Genomic DNA, 21,738 nt, shown 5'->3' on the forward strand with positions numbered 1-21,738 from the left:
CAGTCCAGACACCTCGAGACTCCTGCGGGAGGATAGGCCTGGCGAGGAGACTTGCCGGCCGCTCAGCAGGTGCGAGAGGTTCTGGACTGCGGACCTCCAGGATGAGAGTTTGGAACATTTACGCTGGATGAAGGTGACTGTGATTAGTAAGCTTTGTCTAGGTACCTGAAAAGCAAGTTTCTTTTACGGTTGAGTAGTAAATGTAGTTGCGGAAGTGGTGGGAAGAATTTATAATAAGATGGTATATGTTGATGCAATTATAATTGCAATAAATATAGAGGTGTAGAAATGGATTTTAATATAGGTCCGAGGATGTTGAAGACAGGAATCGCAGTGATATTAACCCTTGTCATTACAAACACATTGCAAATGGAACTCGAATTAGTGGCCGCTATAGCCGCCGTCTTAGCAATGCAGCCATCGATCATGCGATCCTTTACTTATTTTAAAGAAGTCGTGATAGGGAACTCAGTGGCCGTTGTTTTTTCCTTAATCGGGATTTTTCTACTTGGTAACCATCCGCTATCCGTTGGTGCGGTAGTAATCATATCGATTGCGATTAACGTTCGCCTCGGCTTAAGTAAAACCGTCAATTTAACCGTATTAACGATTATCGCAATCATGCTCCAAAGTGCTGATGGGATCAATGTACCTTTTATCATTAATCGGGTTTCCCTTGTAGTGATTGGAGTCGTATCGGCATTTATTGTAAATGCATTTGTCTTCCCGCCGAATCATCAGAAGATGCTCTTTAACCAGATTGAGGATGCGATTAATCAGACACTCTTTTTACTGCGTGTTATTCCAAATAAGACGATGAGTGTGCCTACACTTAAAACGGAAGATCGAGAGATTGAAAAAAAAATAACAAAAATCAAGGATTACTTCGATATTATTGTTGAAGAACGCAGCCGATTATTTATCCGGAATAAGATTCACTTTCTTCGTAGTATCGTCATCTATAAACATATGATTCGCGTGCTTGAGAAACAATATACACTTATTACCCAATTGGAAAAAAATATAGAAGAAATAGAAGCACTCGGCAGCGGTAAAAGTCATGTCATAAAAAAGTTAATTAATGAGATGGCAAATTACAGTGAAAACGTATTTTTACTTTATCAAAATAAAATCGTTCTAGACCGTGATCTGCAGCGAGAAACAAAAAATGCAATGCGGCTGACCATTAATAATCTAATTGAAGAACTGCAAGGTTCAGGCTATGATAAGTGGACATATGTATTCCCAGTAGCGAACAGTCTCATCGAATTATTTGCGGAACTCGATAAACTAGAGAAATTTGTGCGCAAAAAAGAAAATCAACCAATGAGAGCCTAGCTTATAGACTAATTCATACCTGGTCTGTAGGCTAGGTTTTTTCTCACGGATTAACGGTCTGTAATACCTCATCTCTAAACATGTCAAGATGGGGAGATAAAGAACCACCCACTGAATGAAGTCTCATTTTATATTCAAAAAGTGAAACATTTCGTTCTTCTTTTTCGTATAGTTAGGAAGACAGAATGAACATAGCAAGAGATGTAAAGAGCGTCTTAGCTCACTTTCTGTTATGATTAATAGTGATATAGATAAAAAAGAAAGGGAGGGTCACATTGAATAAACAACCACCTACATTAACGCCAGAGCAACTGGCAAAATTGAGGAAAATTGGAAAGATTTTCGGCTGGATATTTGGAATTTTGTTAGTGGTAGGACTTTTATTTTTACTTACATTTAATTGGATAACCGATTATATATGGCTGGATAACTTAGGGTTCGGCAGCGTATTCACAACGATTCTTGGAAGTAAAATGACATTGATCGGAGTAGGGTTCGTCCTTTTCTTTGTTGCGTCATTCATAACTTTACAGTGGATCCGCAGTTCATATTTAAATCACTTTCATGAAAGTCAGTTACCGCCATTTCTTGCGGAGAAAAAACTGAGTCGCTTAATTATCGTTGGTACATCTTTCTTCGTAGGGATTTTAGGAAGTTCGATTGTCCAAGGGCTTGGCTGGGAACCGCTGCTCAAGTTCTTGCAGCATGAAAAGTTCGGAGTAGCCGATCCACATTTTAATATGGATATTTCATTCTATATGTTTGTTTTACCATTCTTGGAGTTTATCGTCTATTTAATCTTAACATTGGCGATTTTAGCTCTGCTTGTTGTAATCGGGGCTTATTCCGTCTTTCATATGTATCGCTTAAGTAAGCGGGCACAGCTTCACATTGGAATTACAATCGGACTTGTTGGACTAATGGTGGCAGCGATTCATTTTCTGCAGCCCTATCACACCTTGCTATCAAACCAGGTGAATATCTTCCAGACGAGTGTCGTTTATGGATTAAGTTATACGGATGAGCTCATCAATATACCGAAAGCTTACATCCTAGCGGGAGTTGCAATTATCGCAGCTGTTTGGACGATTATTGTACTATACCGCGGCAGAATCAATTCGGCAATAATTCCAATTGCTGTGTATGTTGTTGTATTGATTGCCGGACAAGGTGCATCGATGATTGTGCAAAACTTCGTCGTTTCTCCAAATGAGTTTCAAAGAGAATCTCCATACTTGGAGCGTAACCTGGAGTTTACACGAGCAGCCTATGACTTGGATGGGATTACAGAAGAGGAACACCCTGGAAACCATTCACTTGATCAAGAAATGATAGAGAGGAACTCCCTCACCATTGACAACATTCGGATTAATGATTCACGGCCATTATTAGATATCTATAACCAAATTCAAACGTTCCGTACGTATTACCGTTTTAATGATATCGATATTGATCGGTACGAAATTGATGGCGATTATCAGCAAGTGTTTATCGGAGCTCGTGAATTAAGTACAGAAGACTTACCGGACCAAGCTCAGACATGGGTAAACAGAAATCTTCGTTATACACATGGATACGGGATTGCGATGAGTCATGTAAATGAAATTACTGCTCAAGGGCAACCACAATATTTACAGCGTAACATTCCTGTTGAAGGAACGATTGATATTGACCGTCCACAGATTTATTTCGGTGAAGAAGATTATAATGATGTTATTGTGAATACAAAGGTGGACGAATTTGATTATCCATCAGGGGACGAGAACGTCTCTACCCGGTATGAAGAAGAAGCAGGGATTCAGCTGAACGGTCTTAATCGTTTATTATTTGCAATCGACCAAGGGTCTTTCCGTTTCCTCGTATCTGATCAACTCGATTCGGAAAGTAGATTATTAAAGACCCGTAATATTATGGACCGGGTTCAAAAAATTGCACCGTTCTTTGAATATGACTCTGATCCATACATTTTTATTAGAGATGATGGAAGCTTAGCATGGATGATGGATGGCTATTTAATCGCTGAGAATTACCCTTATTCGGAACAGTTCAGTGACGACAGCAATTATATGCGTAACTCGGTTAAAGTTGTTGTTGATGCATATACTGGAGAGGTCGATTTTTATATCGTGGAACCGGATGAACCACTCGTCAAGACATATCAGACGATTTTCCCGGATTTATTCACGGAGGAGATTCCAGAAGATGTAGAGCGTCATTTCCGTTACCCGGAGACATTGTTTAAAGTACAAGCGGAAATGTATGGTACGTATCATATGTCTAACCTAGAAGTATTTTATAACCGGGAAGACTTCTGGCAATTTGCAACGGAGAACTATTTCGATTCCGATGTTGTAATTGAACCGTATTATATAACGATGAAGTTACCGGAGTATGAGGAAGAAGAGTTTATTCTTATGGTTCCATATACCCCGCGGAATAGGCAGAATATGATTGCCTGGATGGGTGTACGAAATGACGGAGAGAATTATGGTGAATTATTCGTCTACACCTTCCCGAAACAACGGAATATTTATGGACCACAGCAAATCGAGAACCGAATTAACCAAGACAGTACGATTTCTCAACAGCTGAACTTATGGTCTCAAGGTGGTTCAGAAGTTATTCGCGGAAACTTGATTGCGATACCGATCGAGGACACGATTATGTATGTTGAACCGATTTACATCGAATCTGCTAATGAAACTTCTTTACCTGAAGTAAAACAGATTATTGTCGCGTATGAAGATCATATTGTGATGGAGACGACTTTTGACCGCGCAATGGACTCACTCTTTGATTTAATGGATCCAGAGACGGAATCACCTCCAGCCACTGACGACGAACAAGAAGAGCAACCAGAAGATGAAGAATCGATGCCATCTATCCCGCTTGAGGGAGCAGATATGATTCTTGAACAGTTCTCAACTTTATTTGATGATTACCAAGAAGCATTATCAAGTGGAGATTGGGAAGAGGCAGGAAGAATTATGGCTGAGATTGAAGAAATACTCGCATCGATGGAATAAAAAAATACACATCGTATAATCTAAGACGCGCAGGCAACCCCTGCCCGTCTTTTTGGATGTTTAATTTTTAATTTTTTAATAATAATGTATATTCATCAACAATCTGGACATCCTAGTCTGGTGTAAAGGTAGTGACAATCGATAAACTACCAAATTGCAAGTACCAGAGAGGTGTAAAGATGAATGTTTTTTACAAAAAGCTGGGAATCATTAGTCTAGCTATTATTATTTTCCTAGTGGCAGTATCGATGTTGACACCAGAAGAAGATATCCAAACAGAGGCAGCGAAGACCCAACTTGTAAATAAAGTAATCAAACAAGAGCAAGTTGGTTTGAGAGAAATATCCTTATTCAAGAAAGAATTCAACCATAAGTCAGCACCAGTAACGTATATTTCAAGTGACAGTATTGAACCACCACAAACGTTAGAGGATGCAATTGATTTTGAAGTCTATCCAACCGAACGTGTTGTTGCGACAGGTTATACGGCAGGGTATGAATCAACAGGAAAAACAGAATCCCATCCGGAATACGGCATAACCTTTTCAGGAGTGACAGTGAAGCGGGACTTATATTCAACAATCGCAGCGGACTTAAATGTATTTCCAATCGGAACAATTCTTTATATTCCATCCTATGGCTATGGAGTTGTCGCGGATAAAGGGAGTGCAATCCGAGGCAATAAAATTGATTTGTATTATGAAACGATCGATGATGTGTTTAATGAGTGGGGGAAACAAGAACTTGATGTTTACGTCATTGAGATGGGAGACGGACAGTTAACAGAAGAAGCCCTCGCAGAGCTTAATGAAAACGAAGCCCTCCAAGTATTTCGCTCAGAGTTTACAGGTGAATAAACATACAAAAAATCCAGAAAGGAGTTTAAATTCCTTTCTGGATTTATTAGATGAACCAAGGATGGACAACGAACGCTACAATAATACCAGTAATTGCACCGAAGAAAACCTCAATCGGTTCATGCCCTAATAATTCTTTTAGATCTTCTCGTCTTTCTTTATCCTCTTTTTTATTCCAGTCTCTGACATCTTCAAATATAGTTTGTAAGTCGTTCATCAATTGATTGAGAACAACTGCATGTTTACCTGCATGACGCCGGATCCCGGAAGCATCATACATCGTAATTACACTAAATACACAGGCAACCGCAAATATCGTTGAAGTAACACCTTCCACAATACCTACTGCAGTCGTAAGCGATGTGACAGCAGCAGAATGACTGCTTGGCATCCCGCCTGTACTAAATGCAATACGAAAAGAAAGCTCTCTTGCTACGATTAATTTGATCGGAATTTTTATAAATTGCGCAAAGACAATTGCAATTAAAGCAGCCCATAACGGAAAGTTTGCAAAGATTTCCATTGCTTATTTCTTCCTTCCTGATTGTTTGCCAATGTTTTTTTAAGTTTATCATAGTGGCATAGCATCCGTAAAACAATTGCAGTATAGAAGGAAATAATAAATCAGCGGCTTCCTATCATTCAGCGTAAGTGGAACTTTCTTCTGCATGCTCAGAGGAAAAGCCAAGTTAGGAGCACTATGTCAAATTCCAGAAGTATAATCTTCCACAATTTCTATTCACAATTAGTTGCCCGGTGGACGGTGACTCCTGCGGGAAAGCGAAGACGCTTGAGCCCCCGCAGGAAGTGCTTTCCTTCCGAGGGGGCTCAAGCGCGGGACCCTGGGATGCGCATCCATCCACTGGGCAACTTAACGACGAGTAGAGAGCCAGCCAGGAAAACGTGCAAAATACTTACGCTGACACCGAAAGTAATCAGGCTCTTGCTTTAATCCAGTTTGCAGGTACACGCTTCACAAGCTGAACCATAAAGAAAGCAGCGACAAAGGAAAGGGCCGTATCCTTGATTAGAAAGGGAATCATTCCAGTCCAAGCGATGAGATAAGAAATTTCAAGATTAAGCCACGTATTCATCGCAAGATACATGTAAGAGACTCCAATGACATAATTCAAAATGAGACCGGCAAAAGCTCCTAGAGAATATCCAACCATCGATTCTTTATGAAACTTCTCACTAATCCAGCCGGCAGCATAAGCAATAAATACGAAAGAAATAATAAATCCGCCTGTAGGACTAATCAATGCAAAAGGACCACCTTGTAATCCGGCAAAAATCGGCACACCGCTCGTACCAACAAGAATATATGTAATAATAGCAAAAGCACCGAGCCGTTTACCAAGCATAAATCCAGCCAAAGTTGCAAAAAATGTTTGTAAAGAAACGGGTACACTCGTTCCGCCAATTGGTATCGCAAGAAACGGGAACCATACTGTAATATTTGCTCCTATCGTCATTAAACAAACAAACATTGCCCCAAATGCTAAATCAATTGGTTTAATTCTACTCATAAAAATTCCCCCTTTTTTATGATAATACGAGGGAAACGAGTTTTTGTCAACCCAATTTAAGTAAGGGTGACATAAAGGAAAGAGCCTCTCGGAAGTTTGAGAGGCTCATCATCAACCAAATTATACAGTTTCTAGTGCGATTTCGATCATTTCATTGAATGTTGTTTGGCGTTCTTCTGCAGTTGTTTCTTCACCAGTTAGAATATGATCGGAAACAGTAAGAATGGATAGAGCGTGTCTGTTAAATTTCGCTGCAAGCGTATATAAAGCAGTCGTCTCCATTTCCACGGCAAGTACTTTATAGGCTGCGAGTAATTCATTTACAGCTTTCGCATTCTCGCGATAAAAGCTGTCACTTGTAAATACATTCCCTACGCGCACTGGCAAATTCTTATCCGACGCAGCATCATAAGCCCCTTTTAATAAATCGAAATCTGCAAGGGGAGCATAGAAAATATCACCGAAAACAAGTTTATTTACCTGGGAATCGGTTGTTGCTCCTTGGGCAAGAATGACATCCCTAACTTGAACATCTTCCTGAAGTGCTCCGCAGCTACCAACCCGAATTAAATTTTTCACATCATACTCATTTATTAACTCATTGACATAGATGGAAATAGAAGGCACTCCCATTCCCGTCCCTTGAACAGAAATATCTTTACCTTTGTATTTTCCAGTATAACCATACATGCCACGAACCTCATTATAGAGCTTCGCATTTTCTAAAAAAGTTTCGGCAATGTATTTTGCCCGTAATGGATCTCCAGGTAATAATATTGTTTCTGCTATTTCGCCTTTTTCTGCACCGATGTGTACACTCATGAATTATTCCTCCTTAAACGATCTTAAAGTAAAGGTATCACACTCAAAAATGAATGACAAACGACAAATAACAACATTTTTGAAAAAATGATAGCCGTTTCACTGGTTATTAGTTTAAAAGTGCCGAAGAATTGTTTATAATAGATGTAAGGGTTATATTGTAACAATAGTTACGGTAAATAGATGGAAGGGAAGCGATAAATATGCAAACAAAAAACTTTACTATAACCGCTGAATCAGGAGTACACGCACGTCCAGCCACATTATTGGTGAATAAGGCAGGACAGTACAGTTCAGATATTCAAATTACGTATAAGGATAAAAAAGTAAACTTGAAATCAATCATGGGTGTTATGTCTCTTGGTATCCCACGTGGTGCGGAAGTAGAAGTATCTGCTGATGGTAATGACGCAGAAGAAGCTATTGAAGGAATTACTTCAGTCATTGAAGAACATCTAGGAGAGTAAACAATAAAAAGGAAGCGAGAATATCTCTAGCTTCCTTTTCCTATTTTGGCATATACTTCTTTTGCTAAGCGATCCAATGTCTGCAATGCTAGTCGGTTGTAAGCACTGTCTTCTTCGTTCAGCTTCTTTCGATAATCTGTAATTGCTTGTTCGAGTGAGGCGGCATAGTCCGGTACCTTGCCGTCAAACGGATGGACAGCGGGCTTTTTAACATTCATCTTCTCGCGAAAGGCGAGCGCTTTCCGTTCATGGAAAAAGACATTTTCCGTTTCATACATATTATGCAGATCCCCTTGGAGCGGGTGCTTGTGGACAGCAAGTACTTCAATGAGATACATGTCGCCTCGGTCTTCTTTCACCTTTCCGATATATGTTCCGGACCTGTAATGTGCTTTTGCAAGCTCCCCAATGTTTACCTTACCCATTTTACAACCCCCTCTACTTATTGTGCCAAATCCATGAACTTTTTGCGAATAATTACCACTTGTTTTCTATTGAAAGTTAATTTTGCTATAATAAACGGTAAGGATGTGATGAAAAATGGATTTCTTCTATTTTCCGGATGATAAATCTGAAATGATTCTTCCAATACTCACCCTGCTTCTTTTTATTGCTCTTGCATTTGTTGCGGTGAGATTTATGGTGCGACGCTCCAAGAAAGAAGAAGTTAAGTTTGAAGAGAAATATAAAGAACGGATTGAAGAAGTAGAAAAAGAGTTGAATAAAAATAATCATTAGTTCGTATAATCCAACGTTTAAAATATAGCTTTTTTTGGGATACTAAGATTAGTAACCTAAAGGAGAAGAGCTATGCGTTGGATTTTTTGTTTGTTTATTATATTCTTAGCGGCTTGTACATCTAATACAGATGAGGCTTTAAAAGAAGTTGCCATGTTGAATGCGGATGGTGATAAGCTTGGAACGGCAACTTTAACAGAAGACGGGGAGGGAGTAAGTATTAAACTCAAGCTGGAAGGGGTGGAACCGGGCTGGCACGGGATCCATGTCCATGAATTTGCTAAATGCGAGCCACCGGACTTTGCGAGTGCCGGTAATCATTTTAACCCAGAGGATAGTGAGCATGGGTTGATGAACCCAGAAGGTCCGCATCTTGGTGATCTCCCCAATGTCGAGGCGGATGGGGACGGTAAAATAGATGTGGAACTTGAACTGCCGGAAGCTACCCTATTAGATGGTAAAAACTCGCTGATAAGAGAAGACGGGACTTCCTTAGTTCTGCATGACAGTCCAGATGATGGATATACACAGCCGAGCGGGGATTCTGGAGAACGGATTGCTTGTGGTGAAATTACTGCAAATTAATTCAATAAGAAAAGCGCCCGAATAGGCGCTTTTTTCAATTTCTCTTACCTTCTATTTTCAACTGCTTTAATGATTCGATTAACAGCTTCCTCAAGAGTAGAGCGGGGGCACCCTATGTTCAGGCGCATAAACGCACTTCCTTCCTCTCCGTAATCAATTCCTGCATTTAATCCGACTTTTGCTTCTTTTACGAAAAACTCACGAATACCTGCCGAATCAAGTCCAAGTCCACTACAGTCAATCCAGAGGAGATACGTTCCTTCTGTTTCGACTACTTTCAGTTCAGGAGCATGTTTTTCAAAGTTTTCTTTCACATATTGATAATGGCTTTCTAATAGAGCGGTCAATTCATCGACCCAAGCAGCACCGTGTGTATAGGCAGCTTGCATTGCAATTTGCCCCATTGTATTTAGCATATTATTAAAACCTTGTTTATGGCAAAACTCGTCCAACTTCGCTCTTACTTCCTGATTCGATGTTACACAATAGGATGTAGCGAGACCAGGGACGTTAAAGGTTTTCGATGGAGCCATACATGTAATTGTTTGATTGGCAACATCCTCGGACAAGGCGGCAATCGGAATATGTTTATAACCAGGATAGCTGAGATCACCATGAATCTCGTCAGAAATAATCAGCACATCATGCTTCACGCACAGCTCGGCCATTTTCTCCAGTTCTTCTTTCTTCCATACCCGACCAACTGGATTGTGCGGTGAACAAAGAATAAATGCTTTTACTTCTTTAAGTTTAGCTTCAAAATCAGCAAAATCAATCGTATAATAATGATCCTCAAAAACGAGAGGATTTTTGACAATTGTACGGTCATGCGCTTCAATTACATTATAGAATGGTGGATAAACTGGCGTCTGAATCAAAATACCGTCTTCTGGTTCTGTAAATGCTTGGATAGCCATATGTAGGGATGTAACGACTCCGTTACTGAAGGTTAACCATTCTGGTTGAATATCCCATTGATGTCGCTGCTTATTCCAATCAACAATTGAAGCTTTTAGTTCATCATCTGCAATCGTATATCCGTATACTCCATGGTGAGCTCGTTCCATTAATGCTTCATTTACCTCTTTAGGCGTCTTAAAATCCATATCAGCAACCCACATTGGAATGACATCTGGTGATTCAAATAAAGTCTCCGCCAAATCCCATTTCACAGAATTTGTATTCTTTCGGTCAATGTTTTCGTCAAAGTTTCCCATTTAATTACCTCCTAGCAATGTTATCACGCATTAACGATCTATAATACCCTACCTTTAAACATGAGGGAAGTCTAAAATCAGAAGGTGGGGATATACAGACCGTAAATCCCTGATTCTGTTCAACTAACATTTAGCGGGGGAGATAAGGCATCCCCCATTGAATGAAGTTTCACTTTATAATCAATTATAACAAAAAAAAGCAAAGCGCTATACGCTTTGCTTACAGGGGGAATACGAGAAAGTCTTACGATAATAGTATTACCCCTAATTTTGAATTATAAACACATTAACTAAAATATTTATTAAAACACTAATTTTAAAGTTTGAAACAATATAATATGCCTCTTTTTGTCAAGCGAACCCGTGAATTACTTTCATTCAGCGTAAGTGATTTGCTCATCCCCTTGAAATGCTCTTTAGTCGCCGTTCAGTTGCCCGATGGACGGAGGCTTGCCGGCCGCTCAGCAGGTGCGAGGGGTGTCTGGACTGGCGGACCTCCAGAAGTGAGTTTCGGACACTTACACTGAATGAAAGCAATTGAATGAATTTCATAATACGTATTTAATGCTTCACCCTCACCATATGTAGTTGGTTCGTTCCCAACTACATATGGTGAGGGGAAAGCCAACTTTGGTAATGGAAATTCATTCAATTAGCAGTTCATTTAAAGATTTTATGTAAAGTGATAGAGAACATTAAAAACAATATTGATGATTTATTCATAACTTCCCGTCAGATTATCGAACAAATAAATTCAGGTGAGCGGGAGTTGTCGGAAGGAAATGTTAGTCTCCTAATAGAGAGAATGAGCAGTATGTCAGAGTTATTTAATAGTTCTTTTAAAAATTTAAGAGTTGAACATCAATTGAACAAGACAGATCTGGAAGAAATCTATCTGAATCCGAACCATTATCAAGGTCAAGCAGAGATTGTAGAATTTATCGAGTTGCTCCGTAGGGAAGGCTTCCAAATCATCGAGTCGAGTTTTAAACATCAATCCCGTTTTCAGATCCGGCCGGATTATTATTCAGTCGTTAAAGGGGTCGATGATTGGCGGGAATTTGAAGGAGTTGCAGCATACTTTTCACTTATAGATGATAAATTTGATGTGTACTATCCAGGGATAGATAATATGCATGGTATACCGTGGTATGAATTTGATGATATTTTGCTTGAACTGGAAACAATTTATGAAACGTATCCAGAAAGCAGAAATTTAATTTTCAGGTCGATGCCTTTTAGTCGGTTATTCGCTACCGAGTGGTATTTAAATGACTATTTAGCGAGGAATGCTACAGGGAATTGTGGGAGGATATTCAAGGAAAACTAAAAGAAGAGCTTACCTCTTTTGTAAATGAACACCCTGACTCGTTGTATACACCAATTGTCACAGATGCACTGGAAACATATGAGGAAAACAATTGGCAGCCATATTCCTATACTAGTTTTAATGAACTTTATATCCTGTTTGAGTTAATGGATGAGAATATCGAATTTGACGAGCGTAGAGAGGTGAACAGATGGCCACTCTCAACGAATACACTCAAGAATTACAAACAGTATGAGGAGACAAAAGATAGAACGCTACTATCAAATGATTCGTCATTTGAATTCCTATCATTGTACATGTATGCATCAGTGAATGATAAAGCATTATCTGAACAGTTGAAGAGTGACGCTGCACAATCGGATATTATCGACTGGATGGAAATTTATAGAGGTTACTGGAAAACCGTAGTAGTGTGGAAAAGGTAGAATATACATTTCTTAGCAAAGACTTTTCCGTGAATGTGATTGCAACTATTGAGTTAATTGCAGACGATGAAGGTTGGAAGGTAGCGAAGCAAGAATTATATCATGAGAAGGAATAAAAAGAGCGTCCAATCGGGCGCTCTTTTTATAACGGTACAACCCTTCATAAAACTCTGATTGAATGGAGTTTCAATTTATAATCTTTCTTCTAATTTAGCTTTTTCATCTTCGAATCCAGGTTTCCCGAGAAGTGCGAACATGTTCTTTTTGTATGCCTCAACGCCTGGCTGGTCAAATGGGTTGACGCCGAGCAGGTAACCGCTAATGGCACAAGCTTTCTCGAAGAAATAAACGAGATAGCCGAATGTATACGCATCAAGTCTTGGTACTTCAACGATCAAGTTTGGAACATCACCGTCTGTGTGAGCGAGCATGGTTCCTTGAAATGCCTTCTCATTGATCTCGTGTAAGGTTTTTCCAGCAAGGTAATTCAATCCATCTGCATCGTTATCCGCCTCTTCAAGCGTTAATTCTTTTCTTGCCTCATGGACATGAAGAACCGTCTCGAAAATATTTCTTCTTCCTTCCTGGATGTACTGACCAAGTGAGTGAAGATCGGTTGTGAAGTTGGCAGAAGAAGGGTAAATCCCTTTCTGGTCTTTTCCTTCACTTTCGCCAAAGAGCTGTTTCCACCATTCAGCGAAATATTGTAGGCTTGGCTCATAATTGATAAGGAGCTCCGTTACTTTTCCTTTATTATATAATATATTACGGATTGCTGCGTATTGATAGCTCGGATTCTCTTTTAAATCAGGGTTTGCAAGATCATCCATCGCTTGTTTCGCGCCATCCATCATATCATCTGTATGAATGCCGCTGACTGCGATTGGTAGTAGTCCGACGGCAGTAAGTACAGAGTATCGGCCACCAACGTCATCCGGGATGACGAAAGTCTCGTAACCAGCTTCATCTGCTACGCCTTTTAGGGCACCTTTTTCTTTATCTGTCGTTGCAAAGATACGATTTTTCGCTTCTTCCATTCCATACTTTTCTTCCAAGTATTTCTTGAAAATCCGGAAGGCAACAGCAGGTTCTGTTGTTGTTCCACTCTTAGAAATGACGTTGATAGAGAAATCTTTGTCTTTTAAGAGATCAAATAATTCTGCTGTATATGTTGAGCTTAGATGATGTCCAACAAAAATAATTTGCGGTACTTTTCTTTCATCTTTGGAAAGTAAGTTTTGGAAAGAGTGATTCAGCATTTCAAGAGCTGCACGAGCACCAAGGTAGGAACCACCAATTCCAATTACAAGCAAAATATCGGAATGTTCACGGATTTTCTCTGCTGCTTGTTTAATCCTTGCATATTCCTCTTTATCATAGTTCTCCGGCAGGTCGACCCACCCAAGGAAATCACTTCCTTGGCCTGTTTTCTCATGAACAAGCTCATGGGCTTTATCGACAAATGGCTGCATATTTTGGAGTTCTTCTTCAGAAAAGAAAGGTAATGCTTTATCATAGGTTAATGTAACTTTTGTCATATGTATTCTCCTTTTTGTACGGATTTATCACGCATTAACGGTCTGTGTAATACACCAACCACAAAATATGAGGGAAGCTCAAATTGTGAAGGTGGGGGATAACAGTCCGTAAATCCCTGATTTTGTTCAACTAACATTCAGTGGGGGAGATAAAGAATCCTCGGGTGAATGAAGTTTCACTTTATTAGTTTAACTTTACGGGATTTACTTTTAGAAATCAAGAAGGAGAGACCTTCATTTTGAATTTTCATTGTTTTGTCAAAAAAAAATGTCCCTCTAAGGATGACTTAAAGGGACTTTTTTTACTTATTTATTTTCCGATTGCTTAATCCATTCTTGTAGTTTGTCTCTTAATGTATTAAATCCTGTAGTAGAGTCATCTGTTGTTGATGGATTGTTATGGGAAGATTTTACTCGGGTTTCTTTCTTTGGTGCTTCTTCAGTAGCTCGAATGGAAAGAGATACTTTGTTCTCCGCTGCATTTACTTCGAGAATTTTCACTTTTACTTCATCGCCAACTTGAAGATGCTCGTTAATGTCATTTACAAATCCGTGCGTAATTTCTGATATATGAACCAACCCTTGTGTCTCTTCATCCAACTCGACAAAAGCACCATATGGCTGGATTCCTGTCACCTTACCTTCTACAATTTGACCGTTTTCTAAACTTTTATTCATGCAAAACAACTCCTATTATTTAATTCAACTCTATTCTTTTCGCACAATTATCCATTCTAACATAAGAATAGGATTCTAGCAAAAAGTCATAGAGTATCTGAGTTGTTGTCAGCTGGGTTATTCGATTGATACTAATTCTTGTTTCAGACTCAGATAAACATCATTCCAAAAATCGGTGTTATCATGGAAAGACTTGCTAATGAATGTATACATTTCTTTTGCCTTTTCTTCATGGTCAGCCGCATCTTTTGATGGAAGGGCAGCACGAGACTCATCGATAAATGTTTGGACTTTAGCTGCTCGTGGTCCCCATTTTGCAACTTCTTCTCCAGCCTCATTAATGAAAATAAAGATGGGAATGGATCTGGCTGTACCGTTCGTTAAATATTGATCCATTAATTCCAAATTATCATCACGGAGCAGCATTCGTACTTCCATATTCGTTTTTTCAGAAATCCGCAGTAAAATTGGAACGTTTAGCATAGCATCTCCGCACCAGTCTTCCGTTAAGACAATCACTCGTAATTTTTTGTTGGCTATTTTTTCAAAAAATGTGTCATCCTTAGGTATATGAAAGTTATCATAAATGTGGAGGAGACCTTCCTTATTCTGTTTCATACTCTCAATATAGTCATCTGCGCTCATTGCTTTTTCGAACCATTGATTTAAAGACATCCAACCCAACTCCTTCATTGTTTAGTCGCTTAAATTTTACCGATGTTCATGCTTTAAGTAAACAAATTTGTCTTCTTTTGTTAAAATGGAATTCAAATAATGCACTCCACCTTCACCGATTGCTTTCATTCAGCGTAAGTGTGTTGCGCATTCTCTAGACTGGAGTTCTAATCACCGTTCAGTTGCCCGGTGGACGGATGCGCATCCTTGGGCACTGCCGGAGCTCCTCGGGCTGAGCACTAAGGGGTCTCCAGACTCGTGCTATTCCCGCAGGAGTCACTGTCCACCGGGCAACTGAACTGGTAGAGATGATTATTATTAATAGCATTTATTCCAGTGCCATTTTACGATAAAATGATATCTTTGGAATAATAAACCGTGATCTCAATATGGCCATTCCTGGTAGCAGTCCAGACACCTCGAGACTCCTGCGGGAGGCAGGCTAAGAACGGTCACGTGCTGTGACCAACGCAGGCATTAGAACTTCCTGTTCGGAGGTAGGCTTACCAGCCGCTCAGCAGGTGCGAGAGGTGTCTGGACTGCGGACCTCCAGTAGAAAGTTTTTCGAGTTTGGCACACTTACACTGAGTGAAAGTGTTGATTTTTAGGTGTGAGGGTTGAGTGAATGATGATTAGGAGGAATTAAATGACAACGTTCAATCAAGATTTCCTAATGGAATTATTAAATACCGCTTCACCTTCCAGTATGGAAATGGATATTCAGCGGAAGTGGATGGCATATGTAAAGGAATTTGCTGATGAGGTGCGGACTGATAATGCCGGTAATGTAATCGGAATTCTTAATCCACAAGCTCCGTTCAAAGTACTACTCGCAGGACATAGTGACGAGATTGCGCTTGTGGTCAACCGGATCGATGAGCAAGGATTTTTACATTTTGATAAAATGGGTGGAATTAATCCTAAAGCAGCTGTCGGAATGCGGGTTCAAGTGTTCGGTTACAATGGTCAAGTAACAGGAGTGATTGGAGTGAATGCCCAGCATCACGGAGGTTTAAAAGATGATTTCACGCTAGCAGATTTATTTATTGACTGCGGTTATCAGACAAAAGAAGAGGCAGAAAAAGTTGTTCAAATTGGCGACCTCTGTGTATATAAAACAGAACCGGAAATGTTACAGGGCCGTTATATTGCAGGAAGAGGGCTTGATAATCGGACAGGTTCGTTTATTGTAGCAGAAGTATTGAAGCGTCTCTCGGAGAAAGAACTTAAGGTCGGGGTCTATGCCGCAAGTACTGTAAATGAAGAAACAAATATGGGTGGAGCATATTTTGCAGCTGCAGGAATTGAACCGACAATGGCAATTGCTTGTGATGTGACCTTTGCCACGGATTACCCGGGAGTGAATAAGAATAAATATGGCGATATTAAGCTTGAGGGTGGTCCGGTGCTTGCTAAAGGGGCACCGATCAATATTAAAATAAATCGTCTTCTTGAACAAGCGGCAACAGATTTACAGCTTGATGTGCAATATGAGTTAACGCCTAGGCATACAGGAACAGACGCGGACCGGATGCGCTTAACTGGAAAAGGTGTCCCGGTTTCTCTCGTATCGCTGCCATTACGTTATATGCATTCCCCGGTAGAAACCGCAAGTACGAAGGATATGGAAGAAGAAATTGCTTTACTTGTAGAGATGATTGCAAACCTTTCTGGAGATGAGAGTCTGAATCCACTTGAATAAACAAAAAAGAACTGGCAGTAGATAGACCTAGCATTTAAATTATATATGAGTAGAGACTTACTATATTCAATTAAAACATGACACAAATGCAGGATAAAGGTCCTTGTTTTCTTATATCTAGAAAACCAGGGCCTTTTTCTTATGCTTTATCTAGGCTAAATCTATCATTTTTTATTCCGCCACATAGTAAAAACTTATATTTGCAATGCTTTTCACATGAATTACTTAAGAAATATAGCTGACTGTATAAAAACCGGCTAAAAACTATCAAAAGTCCTATGAAGCGAAAGATGAAAACATAATTCAAATCTATCAATTTAGAAAATTCGGTAAAAATTCGACGGTATTCGACACTCTCTTGCTGTTAAACCTACTATACTTGAGCTAACACCTAGAATCAACCTGTCGCTAATTTCTGGAGGAATCGACAAATGTGAGAAAAGAGGAGGTTGGTTTATTTAAAAGTCGAAACTCTGGAGAGAAATTCAAAAAAAGGGGAGGAAAAATCTTTGAGAGTAAAACACAGAAAAAGAACGAAAATCTTCAGTATTGCAGCTTCTGCGCTCATGGTCGCATCACTCATACTGCCTGGTGCCGGACTGGCCCAATCAAACGGTGAGATTAGTCAGTCTATGAATGATTCTCGTAAGCTCATGGAACAGAAAGTGAATGACCGCCTCTTAGAAAGTTTCAAAGATGATGAGTTTGTAACTTTCCTAGTTAAGTTTACGGATAAAGCTCAAGTAGAAGATGTAGCTAAAGAGGCAAGAGAAAATGCAGCAAAATCAAATCTATCACTCACTCAAACAGAACATGTGCAACGATCAGCTGTAATCGCTGAATTAAAAGAAACTTCCTTTACATCACAGCAGCACGTGACAGAATTTGTTGAACAGGAGATTGAGAACGGGAATGCCAAGGAATTTGTTTCCTATCATATTGTGAACGGCATGGCAGTCACTGCAACAAAAGAAGTTGCCGAAAAAATTGCTACTTTTGCTGAAGTCGAAAAGCTACTGCCAAATGAAGTTCGCGAGCTGAACACAACAGTTTCGGAACGAGCGGAAACAGAGGAAGCAGAACTTGCAAATATCGAATGGAACGTGGAGCGTGTTGGTGCACCAGCTGCCTGGGAAATGGGAATAGACGGGACAGGCACGGTCGTCGCGAGCATTGATTCTGGTGTCCAGTGGGATCATCCGGCATTGATGGAAAAATATCGCGGTTATGATGCAAGCACCGGTGAGGCGGATCACACGTATAGTTGGTTTGACGCTACAGCGGGGGAGGATACGCCGTATGACGATGACGGACATGGTACACATGTAACTGGAACGATGGTCGGGTCTGAACCAGATGGGGCGAACCAAGTTGGAGTCGCTCCAGGTGCAAAATGGATTGCTGTTAAAGCATTCACTGCAGCAGGTGGAACGGATACAGATTTACTCGCTGCGGCTGAATGGATTATGGCTCCGGGTGGAGATGTCTCTCAAGCTCCCGATGTAGTAAATAACTCGTGGAGTGGTGGTTCGGGAATGGACGAATGGTACCGGGATGTCGTCATTGCCTGGCGTGCAGCAAATATTTTCCCTGAATTCTCAGCAGGGAACACAACATTATTTAACCCGGGCGGACCAGGTTCAATTGCTAACCCGGCAAACTACCCGGAATCTTTCGCAACAGGTGCAACGGATGTTAATGATAATTTAGCAAGTTTCTCTTTACAGGGGCCATCTCCTTATGAAGAGATTAAACCTGATGTTTCAGCACCGGGGGTAAATATTCGCTCGAGTGTACCAGGAAGTGGGTATGAAGGCGGCTGGAATGGTACGTCGATGTCGGGGCCAGCTGTTTCTGGTGCAGTCGCATTAGTAAAACAAGCGAATGCGAATCTGTCCGTTGCCGAAATAGAAGAAATCCTTACGACTACTGCAACTCCACTTACAGACGGCACATTCCCTGAGTCACCGAATAACGGTTATGGACACGGACTGCTGAATGCATATGAAGCAGTATCTTCCATTGTTTCCGGGTTAGGTGTCATTGACGGGGCTGTAAGTAGAGATGGAGAGGATACAGAAGCACCAACATATAATCATGAAGCACCAGAAGTAATATTTGCGGGAATGGATCTTGAAGTAACTATTACTGCAGAAGATGATATCAGTGTAACCTCTGTAGAAGTCGTTTATGGGGATAACCGGATTGCGGCGGAACGGGTATCTGGGGATCACTTGTCAGGTGAGTATACCGTAACGATTCCAGGTGAGGATATTGCAGAAGGAACATTTGAATATCATTTTGAAATCAATGACTTTGGAAACAATTCGGTAACAACTGATTCCTACAGTGTAACCGTAGAACCGGGAATTACAGTTGGATATTTCGAGGATTTTGAAGGAACACCTAGCGGATGGTCTATATTTGGAGAAAATAGCAGTTGGGAGCACGGGGTTCCGACTTCAGGTCCGAGTGAGGCTGTCTCTGGTGAGAATGTATATGCAACGAATTTAAGCGGCACGTATAATAGCAATGAGAATTCAACATTAGTGATGCCGCCAATTGATTTACCAGATGGAGATTCTTATTTACAATATAGTCAGTGGTACAATCTGGAGAATAACTGGGATTATGGGCATGTGTATATTTCCAGTGATATGGAAAACTGGGAACAATTAGAACGTATTACAAATGTTTCGGATGGCTGGGTGAACTCAGAAATTGATCTATCTGATTATAGCGGAGAAAGAGTTTATATCGGATTTAATCTGACTACTGATGTCAGTGTTGTCCGGGATGGTTGGTATATTGATGATGTTGGGCTTGCTGATACGTCTAGAAGTGAGTCGGCACAAGCACCGAGCATCGGAATGAATTCTAATTCTTCTATTGGATTATTGTTAGGTTACAATAGTATCGGAATGAAGAAGGCTCCAATTGATCCAGATAAATTAAAACCAGCATTTCCAGATGAAAATGAATCAGTTACAGAAGATGCAATTACACCTGCAGCTTTACCGTTAGGCGCATCAGTAAGCGTGCTGGAAAGCGACAGATCAGTGAATACAAATCCTGCAGATGGATCATTCTCTATCATGCATGCTGCAGGGGACTTCACCGTGGTTGCAGAAAGTTATGGGTATCATCCTGCAGAAGAAAATGTAACAGTTGAGGCGGATGAAACAACAACGGTTAACTTTACTTTAGAAGAACAAGATGAATACACCGTTTCAGGTACAGTAACAGATGAAGTGACTGGGGAGGGAATTGCACACGCTACACTTTTACTTGTAGAAGATGCGAATGTGGAAGCCGTCACGACAGATGAAAATGGCGCCTTTACGATTACTGCTTATGAAGGCGTATATACGCTGAAAGTACTTGCTCGCGGCTATCACGGAGCAGAAGTAGAAGCTGACTTTACTTCTGACGGGACGGTTGATATCGAATTAGAACCTTTCTACACCGTTCCTGGCGGAGAGATTGGCTATGATGACGGAACAGCGGAAAATGCTCGTGCATTCTATGAGGCAGGTAATGGTTGGGCAGTTCGGATGTCTCTTGATGAAGGACAAGATTCGGCAATTGTAACCGATGGGGTCTTCCAATTCCATGATGCGGATTGGCCTGTACCAGGAGGTACGGAATTTGCTGTTGAAGTATGGGATGCAAATGGTCCAGACGGTACACCGGGTGAACGGATTGCCGGACCAGTTGAGGCAGAAGCGACTCGTAGTCTGGAGGAGTGGACGGTTGTGGACTTGAGTGAACATTCTATCCAAGTGAATGGCGATTTCTATATGGTCTATATCCAGCAAGATGTGAATACAAATGCGCCAGGCCTAGCAACGGATGAAAATGGTCCGAACGCTGAAAGAAGTTTCCAATATGTAGATGGCGCATGGAACGCGTCTCCAGCTGATGAAGGAAACTATATGATTCGTGCTAGAGTAGACTACGAGGTGGAAGCACCAGTAATAACGTCACCTGAAGAGGGGCTTATTACGAATGAAGCGGATATTACTGTAGAAGGTAGTGCATCCCTAACTACTTCCGTTAAATTAGTGAATAACGGGGAAGAAGTGGATACTGTTGAAGTTGGCGATGATGGTGGGTTTGCAATCTCTGCAACGCTTTCGGAAGGTGATAACGAATTGGTTGCAGTCACCGTACTGGATGACACTGAAATTATGGAATCAGAACCGGTAACAGTCGTACTAGATACGGAAGCACCAGCACTTACTATCGATAATCCAGAAGACGGCGAAAAATCAAATCGTGAAACTCTAACGGTTGAAGGGACGGTTGAGGACGCTAATCTTGATTATGTCGAGGTTAACGGCCAGCGTGCTAAAATCAATGATGGAACCTATTCACTAAGGATCATTCTTGATGAAGGGGTAAATGACATTGAAGTTACAGCAGCCGACTTGGCAGGAAATTCGGCGGTTGAAGCTGTATCATTGGATGTTGACTTCACGCCTCCTGAAATCGGGAATCTGACCCCTGAGGAAGATGTGTACTTGGGTGCAGGAGAAAGCGTTAAGTTTGAATTTGACAGCGAGCCAGGCCTTCGAGCGACATTTGTCGTTCATATGCCGCTCGCAAACGTAAACTCTAACCCGACGGAATTACCAATGATGGAAACGTCTGAAGGGCATTACGTCGGCTACTGGACCGCAACAAGCAATGTTGTCGCTGAAGGAGCGGTTATCGAAGTCATCGCAGTCGATGATTATGGGAATGAAGCAAGAGACCAAACGGATGGGAAGCTATTTATTAATACAGATGAATGATGGAAAAGATGCGGC

General features: G+C 40.7%; 19 protein-coding genes. 11 read left to right on the plus strand and 8 right to left on the minus strand.

Annotated elements, in window-relative coordinates:
- Positions 1-288 precede the first annotated feature (288 nt).
- The 3 genes from L3V42_RS10675 to spsC all read left to right on the plus strand — a co-directional run bounded on the left by L3V42_RS10675 (position 289) and on the right by spsC (position 5,221).
- Positions 289-1,338, plus strand: a complete 1,050-nt coding sequence (locus L3V42_RS10675) for an FUSC family protein (protein WP_235762589.1) — start codon at positions 289-291, stop codon at positions 1,336-1,338.
- A gap of 275 nt (positions 1,339-1,613) precedes the next feature.
- Entirely contained in the window at positions 1,614-4,364 is a 2,751-nt protein-coding gene (locus L3V42_RS10680) for a UPF0182 family membrane protein (protein WP_238471965.1), read from the plus strand.
- Positions 4,365-4,543: 179 nt separating this feature from the next.
- A complete protein-coding gene (gene spsC, locus L3V42_RS10685; RefSeq protein ID WP_305082621.1) occupies positions 4,544-5,221 on the plus strand; it encodes a stationary phase survival protein SpsC in 678 nt (225 codons plus the stop codon).
- A 46-nt stretch (positions 5,222-5,267) separates the two neighbouring features.
- On the opposite strand, the gene L3V42_RS10690 is transcribed toward spsC, so the two are convergent.
- From L3V42_RS10690 to deoD, 3 genes are all read right to left on the minus strand, one after another.
- Positions 5,268-5,744 carry a divergent PAP2 family protein gene (locus tag L3V42_RS10690; protein ID WP_235762591.1) on the minus strand — a complete coding sequence of 159 codons (477 nt, stop codon included), beginning with the start codon at positions 5,742-5,744 and terminating at the stop codon, positions 5,268-5,270.
- A gap of 412 nt (positions 5,745-6,156) precedes the next feature.
- Positions 6,157-6,750, minus strand: coding sequence for a biotin transporter BioY (locus L3V42_RS10695; protein ID WP_238471966.1), 594 nt, complete (start codon positions 6,748-6,750; stop codon positions 6,157-6,159).
- 120 nt (positions 6,751-6,870) lie between these two features.
- Entirely contained in the window at positions 6,871-7,572 is a 702-nt protein-coding gene (gene deoD / locus L3V42_RS10700) for a purine-nucleoside phosphorylase (RefSeq protein ID WP_238471967.1), read from the minus strand.
- A 203-nt stretch (positions 7,573-7,775) separates the two neighbouring features.
- On the opposite strand from deoD, the gene L3V42_RS10705 reads away from it, so the two are divergent.
- Positions 7,776-8,039 (plus strand): phosphocarrier protein HPr, encoded by a 264-nt coding sequence (locus tag L3V42_RS10705; protein WP_235762594.1) that lies wholly within the window; start codon positions 7,776-7,778, stop codon positions 8,037-8,039.
- Positions 8,040-8,065: 26 nt separating this feature from the next.
- Here the strand turns inward: L3V42_RS10705 and kapB are convergent, their stop codons facing one another.
- Positions 8,066-8,464, minus strand: a complete 399-nt coding sequence (gene kapB / locus L3V42_RS10710; protein ID WP_235762595.1) for a kinase-associated lipoprotein KapB — start codon at positions 8,462-8,464, stop codon at positions 8,066-8,068.
- Positions 8,465-8,579: 115 nt separating this feature from the next.
- Between kapB and L3V42_RS10715 the strand changes: the two genes are divergently transcribed.
- On the plus strand, positions 8,580-8,777 hold the full coding sequence (locus L3V42_RS10715) for a hypothetical protein (protein WP_235762596.1): 198 nt from the start codon (positions 8,580-8,582) through the stop codon (positions 8,775-8,777).
- 72 nt (positions 8,778-8,849) lie between these two features.
- Entirely contained in the window at positions 8,850-9,362 is a 513-nt protein-coding gene (locus tag L3V42_RS10720; protein ID WP_238471968.1) for a superoxide dismutase family protein, read from the plus strand.
- Positions 9,363-9,406: 44 nt separating this feature from the next.
- Here the strand turns inward: L3V42_RS10720 and L3V42_RS10725 are convergent, their stop codons facing one another.
- Positions 9,407-10,579 (minus strand): MalY/PatB family protein, encoded by a 1,173-nt coding sequence (locus L3V42_RS10725; RefSeq protein WP_238471969.1) that lies wholly within the window; start codon positions 10,577-10,579, stop codon positions 9,407-9,409.
- A 682-nt stretch (positions 10,580-11,261) separates the two neighbouring features.
- On the opposite strand from L3V42_RS10725, the gene L3V42_RS10730 reads away from it, so the two are divergent.
- Genes L3V42_RS10730 through L3V42_RS18315 form a run of 3 tightly spaced genes read left to right on the plus strand, consistent with a single transcriptional unit; the run spans position 11,262 to position 12,450 of the window.
- Positions 11,262-11,909 (plus strand): hypothetical protein, encoded by a 648-nt coding sequence (locus L3V42_RS10730; protein ID WP_238471970.1) that lies wholly within the window; start codon positions 11,262-11,264, stop codon positions 11,907-11,909.
- Positions 11,882-12,334: a hypothetical protein gene (locus L3V42_RS10735; protein WP_238471971.1), complete on the plus strand. Its 453-nt coding sequence runs from the start codon at positions 11,882-11,884 to the stop codon at positions 12,332-12,334. Before L3V42_RS10730 ends, L3V42_RS10735 begins: the two co-directional genes overlap by 28 nt.
- A complete protein-coding gene (locus tag L3V42_RS18315) occupies positions 12,322-12,450 on the plus strand; it encodes a hypothetical protein (RefSeq protein ID WP_255770983.1) in 129 nt (42 codons plus the stop codon). Before L3V42_RS10735 ends, L3V42_RS18315 begins: the two co-directional genes overlap by 13 nt.
- Positions 12,451-12,525: 75 nt before the next feature.
- Here L3V42_RS18315 and L3V42_RS10740 read toward each other — a convergent pair whose 3' ends face one another.
- From L3V42_RS10740 to L3V42_RS10750, 3 genes are all read right to left on the minus strand, one after another.
- Complete coding sequence (locus L3V42_RS10740; RefSeq protein ID WP_235762602.1) at positions 12,526-13,872, minus strand: glucose-6-phosphate isomerase; 1,347 nt, start codon at positions 13,870-13,872, stop codon at positions 12,526-12,528.
- Positions 13,873-14,178: 306 nt separating this feature from the next.
- On the minus strand, positions 14,179-14,550 hold the full coding sequence (gene yugI, locus L3V42_RS10745) for a S1 domain-containing post-transcriptional regulator GSP13 (protein WP_235762603.1): 372 nt from the start codon (positions 14,548-14,550) through the stop codon (positions 14,179-14,181).
- A 117-nt stretch (positions 14,551-14,667) separates the two neighbouring features.
- Positions 14,668-15,225, minus strand: a complete 558-nt coding sequence (locus L3V42_RS10750) for a thioredoxin family protein (RefSeq protein ID WP_235762604.1) — start codon at positions 15,223-15,225, stop codon at positions 14,668-14,670.
- Between the two features lie 646 nt (positions 15,226-15,871).
- Here L3V42_RS10750 and L3V42_RS10755 point away from each other — a divergent pair.
- Positions 15,872-16,927 carry a M20/M25/M40 family metallo-hydrolase gene (locus L3V42_RS10755; protein ID WP_235762605.1) on the plus strand — a complete coding sequence of 352 codons (1,056 nt, stop codon included), beginning with the start codon at positions 15,872-15,874 and terminating at the stop codon, positions 16,925-16,927.
- Between the two features lie 566 nt (positions 16,928-17,493).
- A complete protein-coding gene (locus L3V42_RS10760) occupies positions 17,494-21,723 on the plus strand; it encodes a S8 family serine peptidase (protein WP_235762633.1) in 4,230 nt (1,409 codons plus the stop codon).
- Positions 21,724-21,738: the final 15 nt, after the last annotated feature.

It is taken from the genome of Oceanobacillus alkalisoli (assembly GCF_022213125.1).
GTDB classification, from domain to species: Bacteria; Bacillota; Bacilli; order Bacillales; family Amphibacillaceae; genus Oceanobacillus; species Oceanobacillus alkalisoli.

Coding starts and splice junctions, on each gene's coding strand:
- deoD (WP_238471967.1), bottom strand. CDS start 7,572: ATGAGTGTACACATCGGTGCAGAAAAAGGCGAAATAGCAGAAACAATA.
- L3V42_RS10675 (WP_235762589.1), top strand. CDS start 289: ATGGATTTTAATATAGGTCCGAGGATGTTGAAGACAGGAATCGCAGTG.
- kapB (WP_235762595.1), bottom strand. CDS start 8,464: ATGGGTAAGGTAAACATTGGGGAGCTTGCAAAAGCACATTACAGGTCC.
- L3V42_RS10715 (WP_235762596.1), top strand. CDS start 8,580: ATGGATTTCTTCTATTTTCCGGATGATAAATCTGAAATGATTCTTCCA.
- L3V42_RS10695 (WP_238471966.1), bottom strand. CDS start 6,750: ATGAGTAGAATTAAACCAATTGATTTAGCATTTGGGGCAATGTTTGTT.
- L3V42_RS10690 (WP_235762591.1), bottom strand. CDS start 5,744: ATGGAAATCTTTGCAAACTTTCCGTTATGGGCTGCTTTAATTGCAATT.
- L3V42_RS10760 (WP_235762633.1), top strand. CDS start 17,494: ATGGTCGCATCACTCATACTGCCTGGTGCCGGACTGGCCCAATCAAAC.
- L3V42_RS10740 (WP_235762602.1), bottom strand. CDS start 13,872: ATGACAAAAGTTACATTAACCTATGATAAAGCATTACCTTTCTTTTCT.
- L3V42_RS10720 (WP_238471968.1), top strand. CDS start 8,850: ATGCGTTGGATTTTTTGTTTGTTTATTATATTCTTAGCGGCTTGTACA.
- L3V42_RS10755 (WP_235762605.1), top strand. CDS start 15,872: ATGACAACGTTCAATCAAGATTTCCTAATGGAATTATTAAATACCGCT.
- spsC (WP_305082621.1), top strand. CDS start 4,544: ATGAATGTTTTTTACAAAAAGCTGGGAATCATTAGTCTAGCTATTATT.
- L3V42_RS10725 (WP_238471969.1), bottom strand. CDS start 10,579: ATGGGAAACTTTGACGAAAACATTGACCGAAAGAATACAAATTCTGTG.
- L3V42_RS10705 (WP_235762594.1), top strand. CDS start 7,776: ATGCAAACAAAAAACTTTACTATAACCGCTGAATCAGGAGTACACGCA.
- yugI (WP_235762603.1), bottom strand. CDS start 14,550: ATGAATAAAAGTTTAGAAAACGGTCAAATTGTAGAAGGTAAGGTGACA.
- L3V42_RS10750 (WP_235762604.1), bottom strand. CDS start 15,225: ATGTCTTTAAATCAATGGTTCGAAAAAGCAATGAGCGCAGATGACTAT.